A 17,814-nucleotide genomic window follows, 5' to 3' on the forward strand; every position below is an offset into this window, starting at 1 on the left:
GGTTCGCTCGACTTGCATGTATTAGGCACGCCGCCAGCGTTCATCCTGAGCCAGGATCAAACTCTCCAATAAAGTTTGTCTAGCATCATAAATAAAAATTGACGTTTCACGTTGTTTGTTTCGTTCAGTTTTCAAAGAACTCGTCTGCCGCTCAAAGCGACTTTAACAATATAACATTTCGTTATTTCTCTGTCAACAACTTTTTTCATTTCCAAGTTGTTAACTTCGCTGCCGTTCGTGACAACGAATATAAATATACCAGTTCATAAATTAAAATGCAATAGTTTTTTTATATTTTTTTCACCTTATAAAACAATATAAAAAAAAGCTTTGGAGAAAACTCCAAAGCTTAGTTTTGTTTATGTCTCATTGCAGGGAATAGTAATACGTCACGAATAGACGGTGCATTTGTTAATAACATAACTAGACGGTCAATACCGATTCCTAATCCACCTGTAGGGGGCATACCATACTCAAGTGCTTCAATATAATCATCATCCATCATGTGCGCTTCATCATTACCTTGTTCACGCTCTTTTAACTGCGCTTCGAAACGTTCTTTTTGATCAATTGGGTCATTTAATTCTGTAAATGCATTCGCATGTTCACGAGCGACAATAAATAACTCAAAACGATCTGTAAAGCGTGGATCTTCTTCATTCTTTTTCGCAAGAGGAGAAATTTCCACTGGGTGACCATAAATGAATGTAGGTTGAATTAAATGTTCTTCTACTTTTTGCTCGAAGAACTCATTAATAATATGACCAACTTCCATTGTATCCTTAATTTCTACGCTGTGCTCTTTCGCTAATGCACGAGCTTCTTCTACACTCATTGGGCTCCAGAAGTCTGCTCCAGAATATTGTTTGATTGCATCTACCATGTGCAGTCTTGTCCACTCTGGCTCTAAATTAATTTCATATTCACCATATGGAATCGTCGTTGTGCCTAAAACTTCTTTTGCGATATGAGCAACCATGTTTTCTGTTAGTTTCATAATATCTTTATAGTCTGCATACGCTTCATATAATTCAATCATCGTAAATTCAGGATTATGACGAGTTGATACACCTTCATTACGGAATACACGACCAATTTCGTATACTTTCTCTAATCCACCCACAATTAGGCGTTTTAAATGTAGTTCAATCGCAATACGCATATAGAATTCCATATCTAACGCATTATGATGCGTAATAAACGGACGTGCAGATGCCCCGCCCGCAATTGCATGCAACATCGGTGTTTCTACTTCTAAATAGCCATTATTATCTAAGTATCTTCTCATCTCACGAATGATTTTACTACGAGTTACAAACGTTTCACGACTTTCCATGCTCGTAATTAAATCTAGGTAACGTTGACGGTAACGTTGTTCAACGTCTTTTAATCCATGATATTTATCAGGAAGTGGGCGAAGAGACTTTGTTAGTAAAGTAAAACCAGTTGCTTTAACCGAAAGTTCTCCAACTTTTGTTTTAAATACTTTCCCTTCTATTCCTACTAAGTCACCTAAATCAGCTGTATTAAATAGTTCATACTGCTCATCACCAACTGTATCTTTACGAACATAAATTTGAACTTGTCCATGTAGATCTTGAATATGCGCAAAGCCCGCTTTCCCTTTACCGCGTTTTGTCATAATACGACCAGCGATTGAAACAGAGATTTCTTTCTCTTCTAACTCTTCTTTAGAAAGCTCTCCATACACGCTTAGCAATTCTTTCGTTGAATGTGTACGTTCAAAACGTTTACCAAATGGATCGATTCCTTGTTCACGTAAGTTATGTAGCTTCTCGCGACGAACGAGCAATTGGTCATTTAATTCTTCGTGGTTCATGTTATCCATGGTATTGATATCACTCCAGCTCTATTAAAATTTACAATATATATAGTATATCATTTTCTATCCAACTAGAAAAACTGCCAGCAACACGCTGGCAGTTCTTATTTCTTAGACGTAATTATAGGTAGTAAAAACCGGAATGTCAAACGCCCATTTTATCACTTACCATTATCCAACTTGAATAGATTCTTGTTTCGCTTCTACTTCTTCTACAAATACCGTCAATAAAGATGCAAGATCGGCGCGTGTATTACAACTATTAATTTCATTACGCACTCTAGCGTTACCACGAACACTTTTTAAGTACCACGCTGCATGTTTGCGCATTTCTCGAACTGCGATGTCTTCATTTTTCAAATCAATGAGACGATCTAGATGCAACATACATACGTCAATTTTTTCGCGCACAGATGGCTCCGGCATTAATTCGCCAGTCTCTAAATACTTCACTGTACGGTAAATCATCCACGGATTACCAAGTGCTGCACGCCCAATCATTACACCATCCACGCCAATTTCATCAAGCATACGTTTAGCATCTTGCGGCGTTTCTACATCACCATTTCCGATAACAGGAATATTAACAGCTTGTTTTACTTGCTTAATAATATTCCAATCTGCTTTTCCTTCATACATTTGAACACGAGTACGACCGTGAACAGCAACTGCTTGACCGCCCGCACGTTCAACTGCTTGAGCATTTTCAATCGCAAAAATGTGATCTTCATCCCAACCGATACGCATCTTTACCGTAACTGGCTTCTCAACCGCATCTACAACTGCAGCTACCATTTCGTACACTTTATTCGGGTCAAGCAACCATTTTGCACCCGCATCACATTTTGTGATTTTTGGCACCGGACATCCCATATTAATATCGATAATATCCGCTGTTGTATTTTTATCTACATATTTTGCTGCTTCTACAAGCGTTTCTTTTTCCCCACCGAAAATTTGTAGACTTAATGGTTTTTCTCTTTCATCAATATATAGCATATCTAACGTTTTTTGATTGTTAAATAAAATTGCTTTATCACTTACCATTTCCGCACATACTAATCCTGCACCAAATTCTTTTACCGTTAAACGGAATGCGGAGTTACACACTCCTGCCATCGGCGCTAGTACAACCGGATTTTTCATTTCAATGTTTGCAATCTTTAACACCCGATTGCCTCCCTTCATTATGCCTACTTCGGCATTAACTCCTCTATTGAAACTTTTAACGTTTTTGCAACCTCTACAACAAAATCTTGAGACGGAACTCGATTCCCTCTCTCAACTTCACCTAAAACCGATACAGATACCCCTAATTCTTTCGCAAATCCTTCTTGTGTATAGCCTTTTAATTTACGAAAAGCGCGAATGCGCCTTCCCCATTTCTCTGCTTCCATACCGTTACTCCCTCTCGCCTTTTCATTTCTTCTACTTGTGAACGTGAAATGTCTTGGTTAATTTCTTGATTAATCTCCATCAACGGAACGATAACAAAAGCTCTTTCAAACATCCTTGGATGCGGAACAACAAGATTCTCTGCTTCAATATTTTCGTGATTATAGAGCAAAATGTCAAGGTCAATGGTACGCGGCCCCCACTTGAATTTCCTTTTTCTTCCTAGCTCATCTTCCACTTTTTGCGTCACTATCAATAACTCTTGAGGTAATAAATTGGTAGAAATTTTTATAACTAAGTTTAAAAACTGTTCTTGTTCTGTATATCCAACTGGATCTGTTTCATAAACAGACGATACATCCTCAACCTCAATAGCCGGATGCGCCTGCAACAACTCTATCGCTTGTGATAAATACGTATAGCGATCACCCATATTCGAACCTAAAGCAATATAAACTACACTATTCATGAACGCCCTCTCTCAATCTCCACTGCCACCGCACGGTAATGTCCTGGAATTGGTGGATCGGGTTTAATAACTTTTACAATACAATTCATAATACAATCGTAACGTTCTAATATGTCCGCCGCAATATTTTCCGCAATACTTTCCACAAGTTTATACGTTTTCTCCTCTACCACACATCTACACAACTCGTATAACTCTCCATAATTTACGGAATGCTCTAAGTTATCACTCATTCCAGCTCGCTTTAAATCTAACTCTACAGTTAAATCTACTTTAAAACGTTGCCCTAATTTATTTTCTTCAGGAAACACACCATGGTAACCATAAAACTCCATATCATGAACAAAAATTTTATCCAAACCTTTTACCCCCTTAACATAGCGTCCATCATCTTCGCCATGCGGGACATCTCTTTCACATCATGAACGCGTACAATTTCACAGCCCTTTTGAATACCAAGACAAACAGTTGCACCAGTTCCTTCTAAACGCTCTTCTACAGGTAAATCTAACGCATGACCAATAAATGATTTTCGAGAAGTTCCAAGAAGAAGCGGATACCCTAGCACTTTCAATTGTTCTAGATTTCGCATTACTTCTAAATTTTGCTCAAATGTTTTTGCAAATCCTATACCTGGATCTAAAATAATATTCTCATCACGTACACCTGCACGTTTTGCAATTGTAATACTCTCATACAAATCAGCAATCAGATCCGCCATCAAATTTCGGTAATTTGTATTCTCGCGGTTATGCATAAGAATAATCGGTACATTGTAATCCGCCGCTACTTTTGCAATTTCTGGCTCTGCTTTTGCTCCCCAAACATCGTTAATAATATGGGCACCAGCTTCAATAGCTTGTTTAGCAACCTCCGCTTTGTACGTATCAATCGATATAGGAACATTCACTGCTTGCGATACAGCTTGAATAATTGGTACAACACGTTGCAACTCTTCTTCCTCTGAGACTTTAGCAAAACCAGGGCGAGTAGACTCTCCGCCAATATCAATAATATGAGCACCGTTCATTACCATCCCTTTCGCATGACGAACCGCTGCTTCCACCTCATTATAATTGCCACCATCGGAGAAAGAATCCGGTGTAGCATTCAAAATCCCCATAATGAATGTCTTTTCATTTAAGTTCAATGTATATTCACCGCACTGCATATTAGACATCTCCTTTTAACAATTCATTTCTGCTCCAAAGCTTTTCACGATACGTTTCATATACACATAAAAGCTTATTCGTGACCAATCCTTCCTTACCTGGAAAATGCACTTCTCCAATGCACCAAATCGGAACAATTTCCTGAATGGAATTCGTAACAAATACTTCATCAGCTGCAAGTAACTCTTCTTGTAAAAATAATCCTTTTCTTACCTTGAGCCCTAATAGTTCAGCAGCTGCTAATATAAAAGCACGCGTAATCCCATTTAAAATTCCAGTCTGTAGTGACGGTGTATACAATATGTCATTTTTCACAAAAAAGAGGTTCGAAACAATCCCTTCCGCAACATACCCTTCTTTTGTAAGAAAAATCCCTTCTTTCGAAGTTGTATTCCCAATCTCACGTTTCCCCAATATATTATTTAAATAATGATGTGACTTTAAACGAAACTCTCCTTCTGGCGTATTGCGCGTTTGTCTTAAAACGACTCCTTCTTTTTCTACTACATCACTAGGAGCCGATAAAGGTTTTACAAAAACAATAACAGAAGGCTCTTCATACATATCTGTTTGCAAACCAATCTCCCCGCTACCTGCAGACACGTTAAAGCGAACATACGCATTTTGCAAATGATTTCTTACCATCAACTCTTTTAAAATGCTCTTTACATCTTCTTTTGTCATTTCCCATGCAATATGTAATGACGAAAGAGCAGTCATAAGCCGCTCATAATGATCATCTAGCAAGAAAGGGTGCCCATTATAAATACGGAACGTTTCAAATACACCAAGACCATATAAATATCCATGGTCATAAGGGGAAATTTTCGCTTTACTCGCCTCTACAAATGAACCGTTCACATAAATTAACATACAGAAGTACTCCGGCTGTAATGACGGATGAAGTTTTGCAGTAATTCCTTACCATGAGAAGTCATAATAGATTCTGGATGGAATTGCACACCTTCAATTGGTAATGTTTTATGACGAATCGCCATAATTTCCCCTTCCTCTGTCCAAGATGTTACTTCTAAACACTCTGGTAATGTTTCTTTTTTTACAATTAAGGAATGGTAACGCGTTGCTGTAAATGGATTTGGAATATCAGCAAAGATTGTTTTCTCATCATGATGCATGAAAGATGTTTTCCCATGCATTAAACGCTCCGCACGAACAACATCCCCTCCAAATACTTGAGCGATTGATTGTTGCCCTAAACAAACGCCAAAAATCGGAATTTCCCCTGCAAAATGGCGAATCGCATCCATACTAATCCCCGCTTCATTCGGACTACACGGCCCAGGAGAAATCATTAAGAAATCAGGCTGCATTTGTTCAATATCTTCAATTGTAATTTCATCGTTACGTTTGACGATAAGTTCTTGTCCTAGCTCTCCGAGAAACTGCACTAAATTAAACGTAAAGGAATCATAATTATCAATCATTAATATCATTTCTCTCACCTAACCGTTTCTTCGCTACTTTCTTTCGCACGCCATAATGCTATTGCTTTCTTTAACGACTCTTTATACTCATTTTTCGGATTAGAATCAATAACAATTCCCGCTCCTGCCTGTACATATGCTTGTCCATCTTTCGCAAGTAACGTACGAATGACAATATTTAATTCCATATCCCCTGAATAGCTAATCCAACCGATTGAACCTGTATAAATACCACGACGAACCGGTTCTAGCTCTTCAATAATTTCCATCGTCCGAATTTTCGGCGCCCCGGTAATCGTCCCACCAGGAAATACAGCCTCCACACCATCAAAGGCATCTTTCCCTTGCTGTAATTCCCCACGTACATTTGAAACAATGTGCATAACGTGGGAATATTTTTCAATTACCATAAATTCATCCACTTCTACTGTTCCATACTCACAAACACGCCCTAAATCATTTCTCTCTAAATCAACAAGCATAACGTGTTCTGCACGCTCTTTCTCATTTTCGATTAACTCTTTTGCAAGCATTTGATCTTCTTGTTCATCTTTTCCGCGAGAACGCGTACCTGCAATCGGACGTGTGCTTACTTCACTACCTTGCTTTTTAATTAATAACTCTGGTGAAGCACTTACAATTTGAAAATCTCCAAGTTCTAAATAACCCATGTACGGGGAAGGATTAATTTCACGAAGCTTCGTATAAATTTCTAGCGGATGCGTTTGCAATGTTTTTTCTTGTCTTGTAGACAAGTTCACTTGAAATACATCTCCGGCTCTAATATAATCCTGAATCCGCCGAGCCGCTTCAACAAACCCTGTTTCTGTAAAAGAAACTGCTTCTTTATTTGTTTCAGGTCGAATAAACTTCATTGTCACTTCTGGCACATCTTGTAACCAAAGATCTTTTAATTCATTTAAGCGCTTATTCGCTTGCTTCTCATCATTTGTATAATGCGTAATAATCCATAACATTTGTTCTTTTTGATCATAAACAAATACATCATCAAACAATAAGAAAAATATATCTGGTACATTTACATCATCTTCTGCAAGAGAAGGCATTTTCTCAATATAGCGGATACAGTCATAACTGAAATAACCAATTGCGCCACCTTGAAACGGCGGATACGCATCATTATGTTCTGTTTTCCATTGCTCCATATACTGCTGCATTAGGTGCAATGGATTCCCCTTTTCTATTGTCCCCTCTCCATTTTCCCATATATGTAGTGTTTCATTTTTCCCACGAACAATCGCTACAGGATCAAGTCCAACAATACTATAACGCCCCCCGCGACCACTTTCTAAAATGATATGATGAGGTTTGTTTTGCGAAAGGAACTTATATTGTTTAAAAAAGTCTAACTGATACGGAACTGAAATAGCTAAAGATTTTCTTCGCTGCATATAAACACCTCGTCTTATTTTATCCTGTTCTAATAATCGGTTAAAAATATTGAACCGTCCGCAAAAAACCAATTTAGTTCAACTAATACTTATTTTACATGAAGTTTTCTAGTCGTTCACTCTTTTCCTATTCTCAAACGAAAAAAGAAAAAGCATCCCTTTTTTGAGGAATGCTTTCCATATATGAACCTTATGATTCAAATTGATATAGTGGTGTACTTAAATAGCGCTCTCCATTACTTGGAATGATGACAAGTACTTTCTTACCTTTTCCAAGTTTTTTTGCAACTTCTATTGCTGCATAAATAGCTGCTCCAGATGATATACCAACTAAAATACCTTCTTCGCGTGCTACTCTTCTTGCATATTCAAATGCTTGCTCTGCTTTTACCTGAATAATCTCATCATATACATCTGTGTCTAACGTTCCAGGAACAAATCCAGCACCGATACCTTGAATTTTATGAGGACCCGGTTTTCCGCCTGATAATACCGGAGAATCAGAAGGCTCTACAGCATATATTTTGATATCCTTATACTTCTCTTTTAATACTTCACCAGCACCCGTAATTGTTCCGCCTGTACCAACACCTGAAATGAATGCATCTAATTGATCACCCATCTGCTCAACAATTTCCGGACCCGTAGTTAAACGATGAATTTCTGGATTTGCTTCATTTTGGAACTGCTGAGGCATAAAGTATCCATGTTCTTTCGATAACTCTGTTGCCTTACGAATTGCTCCGCCCATCCCTTCTGATCCTGGCGTTAACACTAATTCCGCTCCATAAGCACGCAATAAATTACGACGTTCAATACTCATTGTTTCCGGCATAACCAAAATCGCTTTATACCCTTTTGCCGCCGCAACCATCGCTAAACCAATTCCTGTGTTTCCACTTGTCGGCTCAATAATCGTATCGCCTTCTTTTAATAATCCTTGTTTCTCAGCAACTTCAATCATCGCTAAACCAATACGATCTTTCACACTGCTCCCAGGGTTCATAAACTCTAATTTCAAATAAATATCTGCACTATCCTCTTCTGCAATGCGGTTTAATTTAACAACTGGCGTTTTTCCGATTAATTCTGAAATTGATTGTGCCACTCGCATCTCCGTCACTCCTAACACCGAGTATTTTCATTGGATTTATATACATTCTGTCAAAAAGAAGGTTATTTGTCAATCTATTTAAATGATTCCAAATAGACAAATAACCTTTTTCTTGCTTACAAGCTGTTTATTAATTTTGTTATATCTTCTTTAGAAAATTTATATCGTTCATTACAAAAATGACAATGTACTTCAGTCTCTTCTTCTTCATCACGTACTTGCGTTAGTTCGTTTCTCCCTAAGCTTATTAATACGCCTTCAATACGTTCACGAGAACATGTACAATTAAATCGTACATCCATTGTCTCTAAAATTTTTATATTTTCCTTTCCTAACAACTCATGTAGTAGCTCTTCAGGAGTTAGACCTTGTTCAATAAGCTTAGAAACAGGCGGGATTTTTTGCAAACGCTCTTCAAGAATCGAAATTGTTTCTTCTTGCGCATCAGGCATGATTTGTAAAATAAATCCACCCGCTGCTGAAATACTATCATCACCATTAACAAGCACTCCAACACCAACAGAGGAAGGTGTTTGCTCAGAAATAGCAAAATAATACGTGAAATCTTCTCCTAACTCACCTGAAACAAGTGGAACTTGGCCAATAAATGGCTCACGCATACCAATATCTTTAATAATTGTTAAAAATCCTTCCGTCCCTACAGCTTGATATACGCGTAGCTTTCCCTGTTCCGTTGCTTCAAAATCAACATGCGGATTCGTTACATAACCACGTACATCCCCATTCGCATGTGCATCTACTAAAATCGGACCAATAGGGCCATTACCCTCTACCTTAATCGTAAGTTTCTGATCCCCTTTAAGCATTGCCCCCATCATTGTACCCGCCGTTAATGAACGACCTAGCGCCGCCGAAGCAGTCCTCCATGTATCATGACGTCTTTGCGCTTCGCTCACCGTATTTGTTGTACGTACACTATAAGCACGAACTTCTCCGTTAAACGCTAGCGCTTTTATTAAATAATCTTTCATTTTCATTTATTCACCTTTCTCATGTTGTAGATTGGCATTACGTTCATATAACATATATAAACCTTTAAGCGTCAAAAATGGATCGACAATATCGATAACATCCGATTCCTCGGCAATTAATTTCGCTAATCCCCCTGTTGCAATAACAGTTGGCTCTTGTTTAGCTTCTTCTTTCATTCGCTTTACAATACCTTCTACTTGTCCAACATAGCCATATAAAATACCGGCTTGCATTGCACTTACTGTATTCTTTCCAACGATACTACTTGGTCTTGTAATTTCAATACGCGGAAGTTTTGCTGCTCTACTATATAACGCTTCTGCAGAAATCATAATCCCAGGTGTAATTACCCCACCCATATAATGCTTATTCTCGTTAATATAACAATATGTAGTTGCCGTCCCAAAGTCGACAATAATAAGAGGACTTCCGTATAGCTGAATACCAGCTACTGCATTTACAATACGATCAGCTCCCACTTCACGTGGGTTCTCATATTTAATATTTAAACCTGTCTTAATTCCAGGTCCAACTACAAGAGGTTTAATTTTAAAGTACTTCTCACACATACGCTCTAAAGCAAACATAATAGGCGGTACAACTGACGAAATAATAATTCCTTTTATGTCATGAAAAGTAATTCCTTCATGCTCAAGTAATTGCTTTACGAGCATTCCATATTCATCTTCCGTTTTATGACGATCTGTTTCCATACGCCAATGCTGACGAAGTTTCCCATTTTCAAACACACCAAGTACTGCATTTGTATTCCCTACATCCAATACAAAAATCATATTCTCACCACTTATCTTATTTAATGTATATTTGTGCAATATGTACAGAATTTATCCCGCTGCTAGAAGTTTCACTTTATAACCTCATCATATCATATTTATACACATGTTCAGCTTGCCTATCCTCATCATTTTACAAAAATCCATTTCCTTTTTTCAATGTTTAAGCCCAGTTATATCGCAAAGAAAAAAAGGAGCGACAATTGTCACTCCTTTGGCTCTTCTTTATCTTTTGGCGCTTCATCTTCTTTTTTCATTGTGATGTTTACTTTCACATCACCTTCAGAAGATGTTTTACGCTCTGGTAATGTACCATGATCACATAAATGATTGATTTGCTCTGCATCTAACGTTTCCACTTCAAGTAACGTTTTTGCGATAAGATCAAGTTTATCACGGTTTTCAGTAAGAAGTTGTTTTGCACGAGCATAACATTCTTTCATAATGCTTTGCATTTCCATATCAATTTCATGTGCAATTGCATCACTATAGTTTTGCTCAGAATGGAAGTCTCTTCCTAAGAACACTTGACCGCCTTGTGAGCTACCGAATTGCATTGGTCCAAGCTTATCACTCATACCAAACTCAGTTACCATGCGTCTAGCTATTCCAGTCGCACGTTGGAAGTCATTATGAGCTCCTGTACTTACTTCTCCAAATACAATTTCTTCAGCCACTCGTCCACCAAGTAGACCTGTAATTTTATCAAGCAATTCTGGCTTTGTCATGAAGTAACGATCTTCTTTTGGAAGCATTACTGCATATCCACCAGCTTGACCACGCGGTACAATCGTTACTTTATGAACGATATCCGCTTCATCGAGCACTACCCCAATTACAGTATGTCCTGCCTCATGGAATGCAACGATATTACGTTCTTTTTCAGAGATAACACGACTTTTCTTAGCTGGACCTGCAATAACGCGATCCGTTGCTTCATCAATATCACTCATATCGATCTTCTTCTTATCTTGTCTCGCCGCTACAAGAGCTGCTTCATTTAATAAGTTTTCAAGATCAGCACCAGAGAACCCTGGTGTACGCGTTGCAATAGCGCGTAAATTAATATTTTCATCTAATGGTTTATTGCGTGCGTGCACTTTAAGTACTGCCTCACGACCATTTACATCCGGACGATCCACTGTAATTTGACGGTCAAAGCGTCCTGGACGTAATAACGCTGGGTCAAGAATATCAGGGCGGTTTGTTGCAGCAATGATAATAATACCTTCATTTGCTCCGAAACCATCCATTTCTACAAGTAATTGGTTTAATGTTTGCTCACGCTCATCGTGGCCACCACCAAGACCTGCCCCACGCTGACGACCTACCGCATCAATTTCATCGATGAAAATGATACAAGGTGCGTTTTTCTTTGCATTTTCAAATAAGTCACGTACACGAGAAGCACCGACACCGACGAACATCTCTACGAAGTCAGAACCACTAATAGAGAAGAATGGAACGCCAGCTTCACCTGCAACAGCACGTGCAAGTAACGTTTTACCTGTCCCTGGAGGTCCAACTAATAAAACACCCTTCGGAATACGAGCACCAACCTCCGCAAACTTACGAGGGTCTTTTAAGAACTCTACAACCTCAACAAGTTCTTGTTTTTCTTCATCCGCTCCAGCTACATCTCTAAAACGAACCTTTTTCTTATCATCATTGTATAACTTCGCTTTACTTTTACCGAAGTTCATCACACGGCTACCGCCGCCTTGTGCTTGGTTAAGCAAGAAGAAGAATAGAATGAAGATAATTACAAAAGGAATGATGGAAGTGAAGAATGTTACCCAAGCACTCGTTTCTTCTGCTGGTTGATATTTCACTTCTGTGCCTTGTGCCTTGTCATTAATTTTCTTTTGTAATTCTTCAGTGTTAGGCGCATAAGTTACAAACTGTTTTTCCTGACTATCAGTACTTAGTTGTCCTTTTACCTCAAATACACCATTTTTCGGTTGAAGTTGTACATTACGAACCTCACCCTTTTCAAGTTTAGCAATGAATTTATCGTAGCTAATTGGCGTTGTTTTTTGCGTTGAACCATTAAAATAGCTCACAATACCAATTACCACTAAAAATATAAGTAAATAAAAGATGGTATTACGGAAGATCCGATTCATCCCTAACCTCCTCTCACAGCATACAGACTATAATAGTAAATAGTAACATAGAAAAACTTTCCTATCCAATTGTAATGCTTAATATTATTAATTGGAATATACGCTTGGCTTTAGCACACCAACATAAGGAAGATTACGATATTGTTCCTTATAGTCTAATCCATATCCCACAACAAATTCGTGTGGAACAGTAAACCCAACATAATCCGCTTTAAGTTCAACTTTTCGACCAGTTGGCTTATCTAATAACGTTACAATCTTCACAGATTTTGCTTTACGATACTTAAATAAGTCTACTAAGTAGCTTAATGTAAGGCCGCTGTCGATAATATCTTCTACGATTAAAATATCGCGTCCTTCTACAGAAGTATCTAGATCTTTTAAAATTTTCACTTCACCAGTTGAAACAGTAGAATGACCGTAGCTAGATACAGCCATAAAGTCCATTTCAAGATATGCATCTGTGCGCTTTAATAAGTCACCCATAAATGGCATTGCACCTTTTAGTACACCGATCGCAAGAGGTACCGTATTTTTATAATCCTCTGCAAGAATTGCACCTAATTCTCTTACTTTTTCTTGGATTTGCTCTTCAGAAATTAATACTTTTTCAATATCTTGATTCATCATTTCATTATCCTCCTGGAAGACTCCTTGCTTTTGTAATGAATAATAATATATGTATCCTTATCTACTGTTTCTTGCGAAATAGCAAATGCAGATCGTTTCAACAATGGAACCCAAATAATATTTCCACTCGCATCACAAACAATTGGCCAGTCTGCTCTTTTCTCCTTCGGCACTTTTGCCTCAATAAAAATAGACTTTAACTTCTTCGTACCATTCATACCATGAATTGACATTCGATCGCCATCTTCCCGCGGACGAACAATCAGTGGAGATGTTATTTCATTATATTTTGCAACAAACATCATCTCATTCATCATATTAGGTACACAATCGCTAATTTCTACTACAAACTCATCACCATTTACTAATGTTACCTTTCCTGGCACTTGTAAAACATGAGAAGAAAAAATAACTTTTTCTTCCACAAACCGAAAAATACATTCTTCGTATGTACGAACAACTTCTAATCCACCCGGAAAGTGAAGCATACCAGAAGGATGAGTTCGTTTGAAAAACTCAATCACCTTGTCAATATGTACTGAAGAAAGCGAAGATGGAATTTTATATTCATAAAGATAGTTTAATATTAGTTGAATCCCTCTTCTTTGTAAAGGTATAGCCATAGATTCAAATGCAGGAATTGATACGACAACTCCTTTTGTATCCTTTTTCTTAATTACTTTATTCATTTTTTCAAAAGCTAATTCCTGCAAATACGCTTCATCCTCTTGCATAAACTTATTAAAAGCTTGAAAGCGCTCATGAACATTTGGATTCTCCTGTTTTAAATGAGGAAGAACGTATTTCCGTAGTCGATTCCTTGTATACGTTTCTTTTGTATTACTAGGGTCAATACGAGGGACAACATCCTTTCTCTTACAATAACCAAGAATCTCTTCTTTCGTTACTGCCAACAACGGTCGAATCAAAAAACCTTTATCGAAAGCTCGTTTCGCAGAAATTCCAGAATAGCCTTTCGAAGTGCTACCACGCACAAGACGCATTAAAACTGTCTCAATTTGATCATCACCATGATGACCAAGAGCTACATATTGTGCATTATGTTTTCTCATTATTCTTTCCAAAAATGCATATCGACATTCTCTTGCCGCAACTTGCGCACTCATTCGATTTTGTTTTTGATACTGCTTTACATCAATTTGTATCGCTTCACAGATCACATTAAGATTTTCACACAACTGTTTCACAAATCGTAAATCTTCCTGCGATTCCTCACCGCGAAACATATGGTCAACGTGAGCTACTACAATTTGCAAATTCTTCTCTTCACGCTTCTCTAACAAATAGAAGAAAAGCGCTAAAGAATCAGGTCCTCCTGATACACCAACAACAACCGTAGAATGTACCTCTAATAAATTATGCCTTTCTACAAAAGCATCTACCTTTTTAACAAATTCATCTTTCAATGCCGCAATCACCTTTCATTGAGCTAAAACGATAGCATACCTTGATATAATGGTACAACTTTTACAAGCTTTCTGCAAAACAAAGATGTATAAATTTCACAATTTATCTTACATATGCATTTTTATTTGAACACGGAAATAAACAAATTTAAATATTTTATGTATAACAAACAGGCCTCAGGTATATTCCCAGGCCCTGTCATCTACCTCTTTTAACTCAAAAAGCAGTAAGAGATACGGATATTCCCATTTCTCAAAATTACAACAAGCGAAAAGAAAACGAAACCCATAAGAACCTAATCGGTTCAACTAACCACCAGCAGGGGTTCCCACTGGTGGAAGTTTCACTTTATTGCGCTTGTTTACTAACGATAGGAATTGTAGCCCATTTCGGCATATTCTTTTTTACTTTTGCTACCACAATTGTCATGTCATCATTAATATACCCATTATCAGTACGGATAACATCTTCCATAATAATATCAGCAATCTCTTGTGGATCTTCCGTTTCTAATTCTTTAATCTTCCGCTTCATCCACACTTCATGATTCTCTACATGTTTCGCACCTTCAAAAATCCCATCGCTCATCATGACTAAAATATCACCGGATTTTAATTGTTCGCCTACAACGTCGACTTCAAAGTCCTCAATAATTCCCATCGGTAAATTACTCGCTTCTATTTGAAACACTTGATTACCACGTTTCACAAAACTTGGTGTAGAACCAATCTTTAAAAACTTAGCATTTGCATCACGTAAATCAATCATCGCTAAATCTAATGTTGTAAACATTTCTTCGGTTGTTCGTAGCGAGAGAATTGAATTAATCGATTTGATTGCAATCTCCTCATCAATACCTGATTGCAATATTTTTTGCAACAGTTTCACTGTCTCTTTACTTTCCATGTGAGCCCGTCTTCCATTTCCCATCCCATCGCTAATAGCAAGCGCGTATTTCCCCACGCTTAACTCCATCATGGCATAGGAATCACCAGATACAAATCCCCCTCCTTTAGCCGCTGTAGCAAGACCTGTATCAACAGAAAACGTTTTAGCCGAGCCAAAAGATACTGTACTATAACCATTCGGATATGCTGATCGCTCTTCATGTTTCACAACAACCGTCTCGCGTAAAATATCAGACAGCATTGGGGCAACAAGCTTTTCACATTCCCCATGTTTATTACACGAAGCAGGAATCATCATTTCAATATCAATATTCCCCCGATCTAGACAATAAATATCAACATGCTCAACCTCTACACCAAAATCACGAAATGCTTGTAAAATTTGTTCCTCTTGCACCTGATGATTCTCTCTTTCCTTTTGAATCTCTTTCGAGAAATCTGCCATTACTTTCGAAACACCCATAAGTTGCTCAGCAACAATTCTCCGATTATCGCGCATTTGCTTCCTTAGCTTTTGCCCTTCATAAAAATGCTCTAATTCATCATCTATTAAACCCGTTACCTTCGTTCCTCTCACACAATATTTTTCAAAATCACGGAGCAATTTACGATTATTTTGCAATGTACCTTCTTCCGTTTCGTTCATGAGTTGCTTCATATAATCGTACGTTTTATCAAAATTCACAACCCAACACTGATCCTTTTTAAAGCACGTCTGACATGTCTTGGCGGTAATTGTGCTTAAAAATAAATCCGTCTCCGTGTCCTTATCTTCATTTTCTATATACCCATATATAGAAAAACTATTAGATAATGCTTCAAACACATTTGCAAACTGATTAATTTTATTTGCTGTTACATCACGCATTCTTCTTAAATACTGTTGTTGATCATTCGTATGCTCTTGTGTCCCTGGCATATATTTAGAAAGACGTTCTATAATAAACTTAGGTGTTAATAAAAACAATACAATCGCTACACCTGATTCTAACAACGTCACTACTATACTTGTTTGTTTATCTACGTATAACGTAATTAAACTTGTTCCAATTAATAAACCTAAACTTACACCTATTCGCTTCCCCTCTTTCAGCAAGCCACCTAACAATCCAGAGAACGCCAGTAAACTTAATTGATACAGGCTCGCCACATTCGCTAAGCTTAAAATCAAACCTGTCACAACACCTACCGTAGAACCTGTTGCCGCCCCTGCCACAAATGCAAACACCAATACTAAATATCTCGTAAAAATATGCTGAATTGATAAATCATAAACAAACCAATCAGTTGTACCGGTTAATACAGATGCTAACAATATAATTAGGCAAACAATTTCTTCCGTTTCTAAAGATTGTTGTTTTCCTTTTCGTTCTATTAAAAGAGGCACACTTTGCAAGAAAATCATTGTTAACACGAAGCTTAATCCTGCTTCAATTGTACTAATAAGCAAATCATACATACCAATTGTTCCTTGCGCGAAATAAACAACGATAAGATGAGCGGTTAATGCGGAAATAAATACTTGAAATGGTACAAGGCCAATCGTCTTACTTGTAAAACGATTAAAGAAGATATTATAGATGAAGAATGTAAATATAGACGCAAAGGCAAAAAATAGATTTTCTAATGAAACCGAAAATGCACCTGCCATTACAGCGAGAAATGCAAGAGCCATTTTATCGCGTTTCATCACGTATACAGCAGCAAAGAACGGTAAAGTAAATGGTAAAATGTTCGTTAAAATATATGCTCGTCCCAAAAGAAAACCAACCAACATAACCACAAATCCCCAACGAAAGAAAATTTGTTCCAATTTCAGCCTTAATTTGCTTGTCCACTTTTCAGCTGTCATTTGCCCATGGCCTATAGCAAGCGCACTAGAATTTGGATTGACAGTATTCCTTCCTGCTCTTGGCATATTTTGAACACCACCTGCATATTTTATTACTTGTAATTATAAAATGTATGTTGCGGAGTTTTTGTCAAAATAACAGTTTGTATCACAATAATTGTTCGACTTTTTATACAAAATAACACCATATATATACAGAGTTACACGCGAATCCCTTTTTAAATCATTGAATT

The 17,814-nt window shown here is 37.5% G+C and carries 16 protein-coding genes and 1 rRNA gene; all 17 read right to left on the reverse strand.

Going from position 1 to position 17,814, the window contains the following annotated elements; all coding sequences use genetic code 11:
• Positions 1 to 72 (reverse strand): 16S ribosomal RNA (locus BR72_RS13090); the annotation flags it as partial.
• A 277-nt stretch (positions 73 to 349) separates the two neighbouring features.
• Positions 350 to 1,849, reverse strand: coding sequence for a lysine--tRNA ligase (gene lysS / locus BR72_RS13095; protein WP_035433558.1), 1,500 nt, complete (start codon positions 1,847 to 1,849; stop codon positions 350 to 352).
• A gap of 165 nt (positions 1,850 to 2,014) precedes the next feature.
• A complete protein-coding gene (dusB, locus tag BR72_RS13100; protein ID WP_035433560.1) occupies positions 2,015 to 3,013 on the reverse strand; it encodes a tRNA dihydrouridine synthase DusB in 999 nt (332 codons plus the stop codon).
• 23 nt (positions 3,014 to 3,036) lie between these two features.
• Positions 3,037 to 3,240, reverse strand: a complete 204-nt coding sequence (locus tag BR72_RS13105) for a helix-turn-helix domain-containing protein (RefSeq protein ID WP_035433561.1) — start codon at positions 3,238 to 3,240, stop codon at positions 3,037 to 3,039.
• Positions 3,192 to 3,707, reverse strand: a complete 516-nt coding sequence (gene folK / locus BR72_RS13110) for a 2-amino-4-hydroxy-6-hydroxymethyldihydropteridine diphosphokinase (RefSeq protein WP_035433563.1) — start codon at positions 3,705 to 3,707, stop codon at positions 3,192 to 3,194. The genes BR72_RS13105 and folK overlap by 49 nt, the downstream gene beginning before the upstream one ends.
• The gene (folB, locus tag BR72_RS13115; protein ID WP_020062127.1) at positions 3,704 to 4,066 is read right to left on the reverse strand and encodes a dihydroneopterin aldolase; all 363 of its coding nucleotides are present in this window, start codon (positions 4,064 to 4,066) and stop codon (positions 3,704 to 3,706) included. Before folB ends, folK begins: the two co-directional genes overlap by 4 nt.
• 5 nt (positions 4,067 to 4,071) lie before the next feature.
• Positions 4,072 to 4,887 (reverse strand): dihydropteroate synthase, encoded by an 816-nt coding sequence (gene folP / locus BR72_RS13120; RefSeq protein ID WP_035433564.1) that lies wholly within the window; start codon positions 4,885 to 4,887, stop codon positions 4,072 to 4,074.
• A complete protein-coding gene (gene pabC, locus BR72_RS13125) occupies positions 4,880 to 5,752 on the reverse strand; it encodes an aminodeoxychorismate lyase (protein ID WP_035433565.1) in 873 nt (290 codons plus the stop codon). Before pabC ends, folP begins: the two co-directional genes overlap by 8 nt.
• Positions 5,746 to 6,333, reverse strand: coding sequence for an aminodeoxychorismate/anthranilate synthase component II (gene pabA, locus BR72_RS13130; protein ID WP_035433566.1), 588 nt, complete (start codon positions 6,331 to 6,333; stop codon positions 5,746 to 5,748). Before pabA ends, pabC begins: the two co-directional genes overlap by 7 nt.
• A gap of 5 nt (positions 6,334 to 6,338) precedes the next feature.
• Complete coding sequence (gene trpE / locus BR72_RS13135; RefSeq protein WP_035433567.1) at positions 6,339 to 7,736, reverse strand: anthranilate synthase component I; 1,398 nt, start codon at positions 7,734 to 7,736, stop codon at positions 6,339 to 6,341.
• A 190-nt stretch (positions 7,737 to 7,926) separates the two neighbouring features.
• Positions 7,927 to 8,850 (reverse strand): cysteine synthase A, encoded by a 924-nt coding sequence (gene cysK / locus BR72_RS13140; protein ID WP_035433568.1) that lies wholly within the window; start codon positions 8,848 to 8,850, stop codon positions 7,927 to 7,929.
• A 116-nt stretch (positions 8,851 to 8,966) separates the two neighbouring features.
• Positions 8,967 to 9,842, reverse strand: coding sequence for an Hsp33 family molecular chaperone HslO (gene hslO, locus BR72_RS13145; RefSeq protein ID WP_035433629.1), 876 nt, complete (start codon positions 9,840 to 9,842; stop codon positions 8,967 to 8,969).
• A gap of 6 nt (positions 9,843 to 9,848) precedes the next feature.
• Positions 9,849 to 10,637, reverse strand: a complete 789-nt coding sequence (locus tag BR72_RS13150; RefSeq protein ID WP_035433570.1) for a type III pantothenate kinase — start codon at positions 10,635 to 10,637, stop codon at positions 9,849 to 9,851.
• Between the two features lie 206 nt (positions 10,638 to 10,843).
• Positions 10,844 to 12,763 carry an ATP-dependent zinc metalloprotease FtsH gene (gene ftsH, locus BR72_RS13155; protein WP_035433571.1) on the reverse strand — a complete coding sequence of 640 codons (1,920 nt, stop codon included), beginning with the start codon at positions 12,761 to 12,763 and terminating at the stop codon, positions 10,844 to 10,846.
• Positions 12,764 to 12,850: 87 nt separating this feature from the next.
• On the reverse strand, positions 12,851 to 13,393 hold the full coding sequence (gene hpt / locus BR72_RS13160; RefSeq protein ID WP_035433573.1) for a hypoxanthine phosphoribosyltransferase: 543 nt from the start codon (positions 13,391 to 13,393) through the stop codon (positions 12,851 to 12,853).
• Entirely contained in the window at positions 13,390 to 14,820 is a 1,431-nt protein-coding gene (tilS, locus tag BR72_RS13165) for a tRNA lysidine(34) synthetase TilS (RefSeq protein ID WP_035433574.1), read from the reverse strand. Before tilS ends, hpt begins: the two co-directional genes overlap by 4 nt.
• 349 nt (positions 14,821 to 15,169) lie before the next feature.
• On the reverse strand, positions 15,170 to 17,647 hold the full coding sequence (spoIIE, locus tag BR72_RS13170) for a stage II sporulation protein E (RefSeq protein ID WP_035433576.1): 2,478 nt from the start codon (positions 17,645 to 17,647) through the stop codon (positions 15,170 to 15,172).
• Positions 17,648 to 17,814 lie beyond the last annotated feature (167 nt).

The organism is Bacillus sp. UNC322MFChir4.1 (assembly GCF_000746135.1).
Classification (GTDB): domain Bacteria; phylum Bacillota; class Bacilli; order Bacillales; family Bacillaceae_G; genus Bacillus_A.

What these genes read in the sequence shown, in the direction of transcription:
- lysS (WP_035433558.1), bottom strand. Translation starts at nt 1,849, where the DNA reads ATGGATAACATGAACCACGAAGAATTAAATGACCAATTGCTCGTTCGT.
- BR72_RS13105 (WP_035433561.1), bottom strand. Translation starts at nt 3,240, where the DNA reads ATGGAAGCAGAGAAATGGGGAAGGCGCATTCGCGCTTTTCGTAAATTA.
- folK (WP_035433563.1), bottom strand. Translation starts at nt 3,707, where the DNA reads ATGAATAGTGTAGTTTATATTGCTTTAGGTTCGAATATGGGTGATCGC.
- folP (WP_035433564.1), bottom strand. Translation starts at nt 4,887, where the DNA reads ATGTCTAATATGCAGTGCGGTGAATATACATTGAACTTAAATGAAAAG.
- pabC (WP_035433565.1), bottom strand. Translation starts at nt 5,752, where the DNA reads ATGTTAATTTATGTGAACGGTTCATTTGTAGAGGCGAGTAAAGCGAAA.
- pabA (WP_035433566.1), bottom strand. Translation starts at nt 6,333, where the DNA reads ATGATATTAATGATTGATAATTATGATTCCTTTACGTTTAATTTAGTG.
- trpE (WP_035433567.1), bottom strand. Translation starts at nt 7,736, where the DNA reads ATGCAGCGAAGAAAATCTTTAGCTATTTCAGTTCCGTATCAGTTAGAC.
- cysK (WP_035433568.1), bottom strand. Translation starts at nt 8,850, where the DNA reads ATGCGAGTGGCACAATCAATTTCAGAATTAATCGGAAAAACGCCAGTT.
- hslO (WP_035433629.1), bottom strand. Translation starts at nt 9,842, where the DNA reads ATGAAAGATTATTTAATAAAAGCGCTAGCGTTTAACGGAGAAGTTCGT.
- BR72_RS13150 (WP_035433570.1), bottom strand. Translation starts at nt 10,637, where the DNA reads ATGATTTTTGTATTGGATGTAGGGAATACAAATGCAGTACTTGGTGTG.
- ftsH (WP_035433571.1), bottom strand. Translation starts at nt 12,763, where the DNA reads ATGAATCGGATCTTCCGTAATACCATCTTTTATTTACTTATATTTTTA.
- hpt (WP_035433573.1), bottom strand. Translation starts at nt 13,393, where the DNA reads ATGATGAATCAAGATATTGAAAAAGTATTAATTTCTGAAGAGCAAATC.
- spoIIE (WP_035433576.1), bottom strand. Translation starts at nt 17,647, where the DNA reads ATGCCAAGAGCAGGAAGGAATACTGTCAATCCAAATTCTAGTGCGCTT.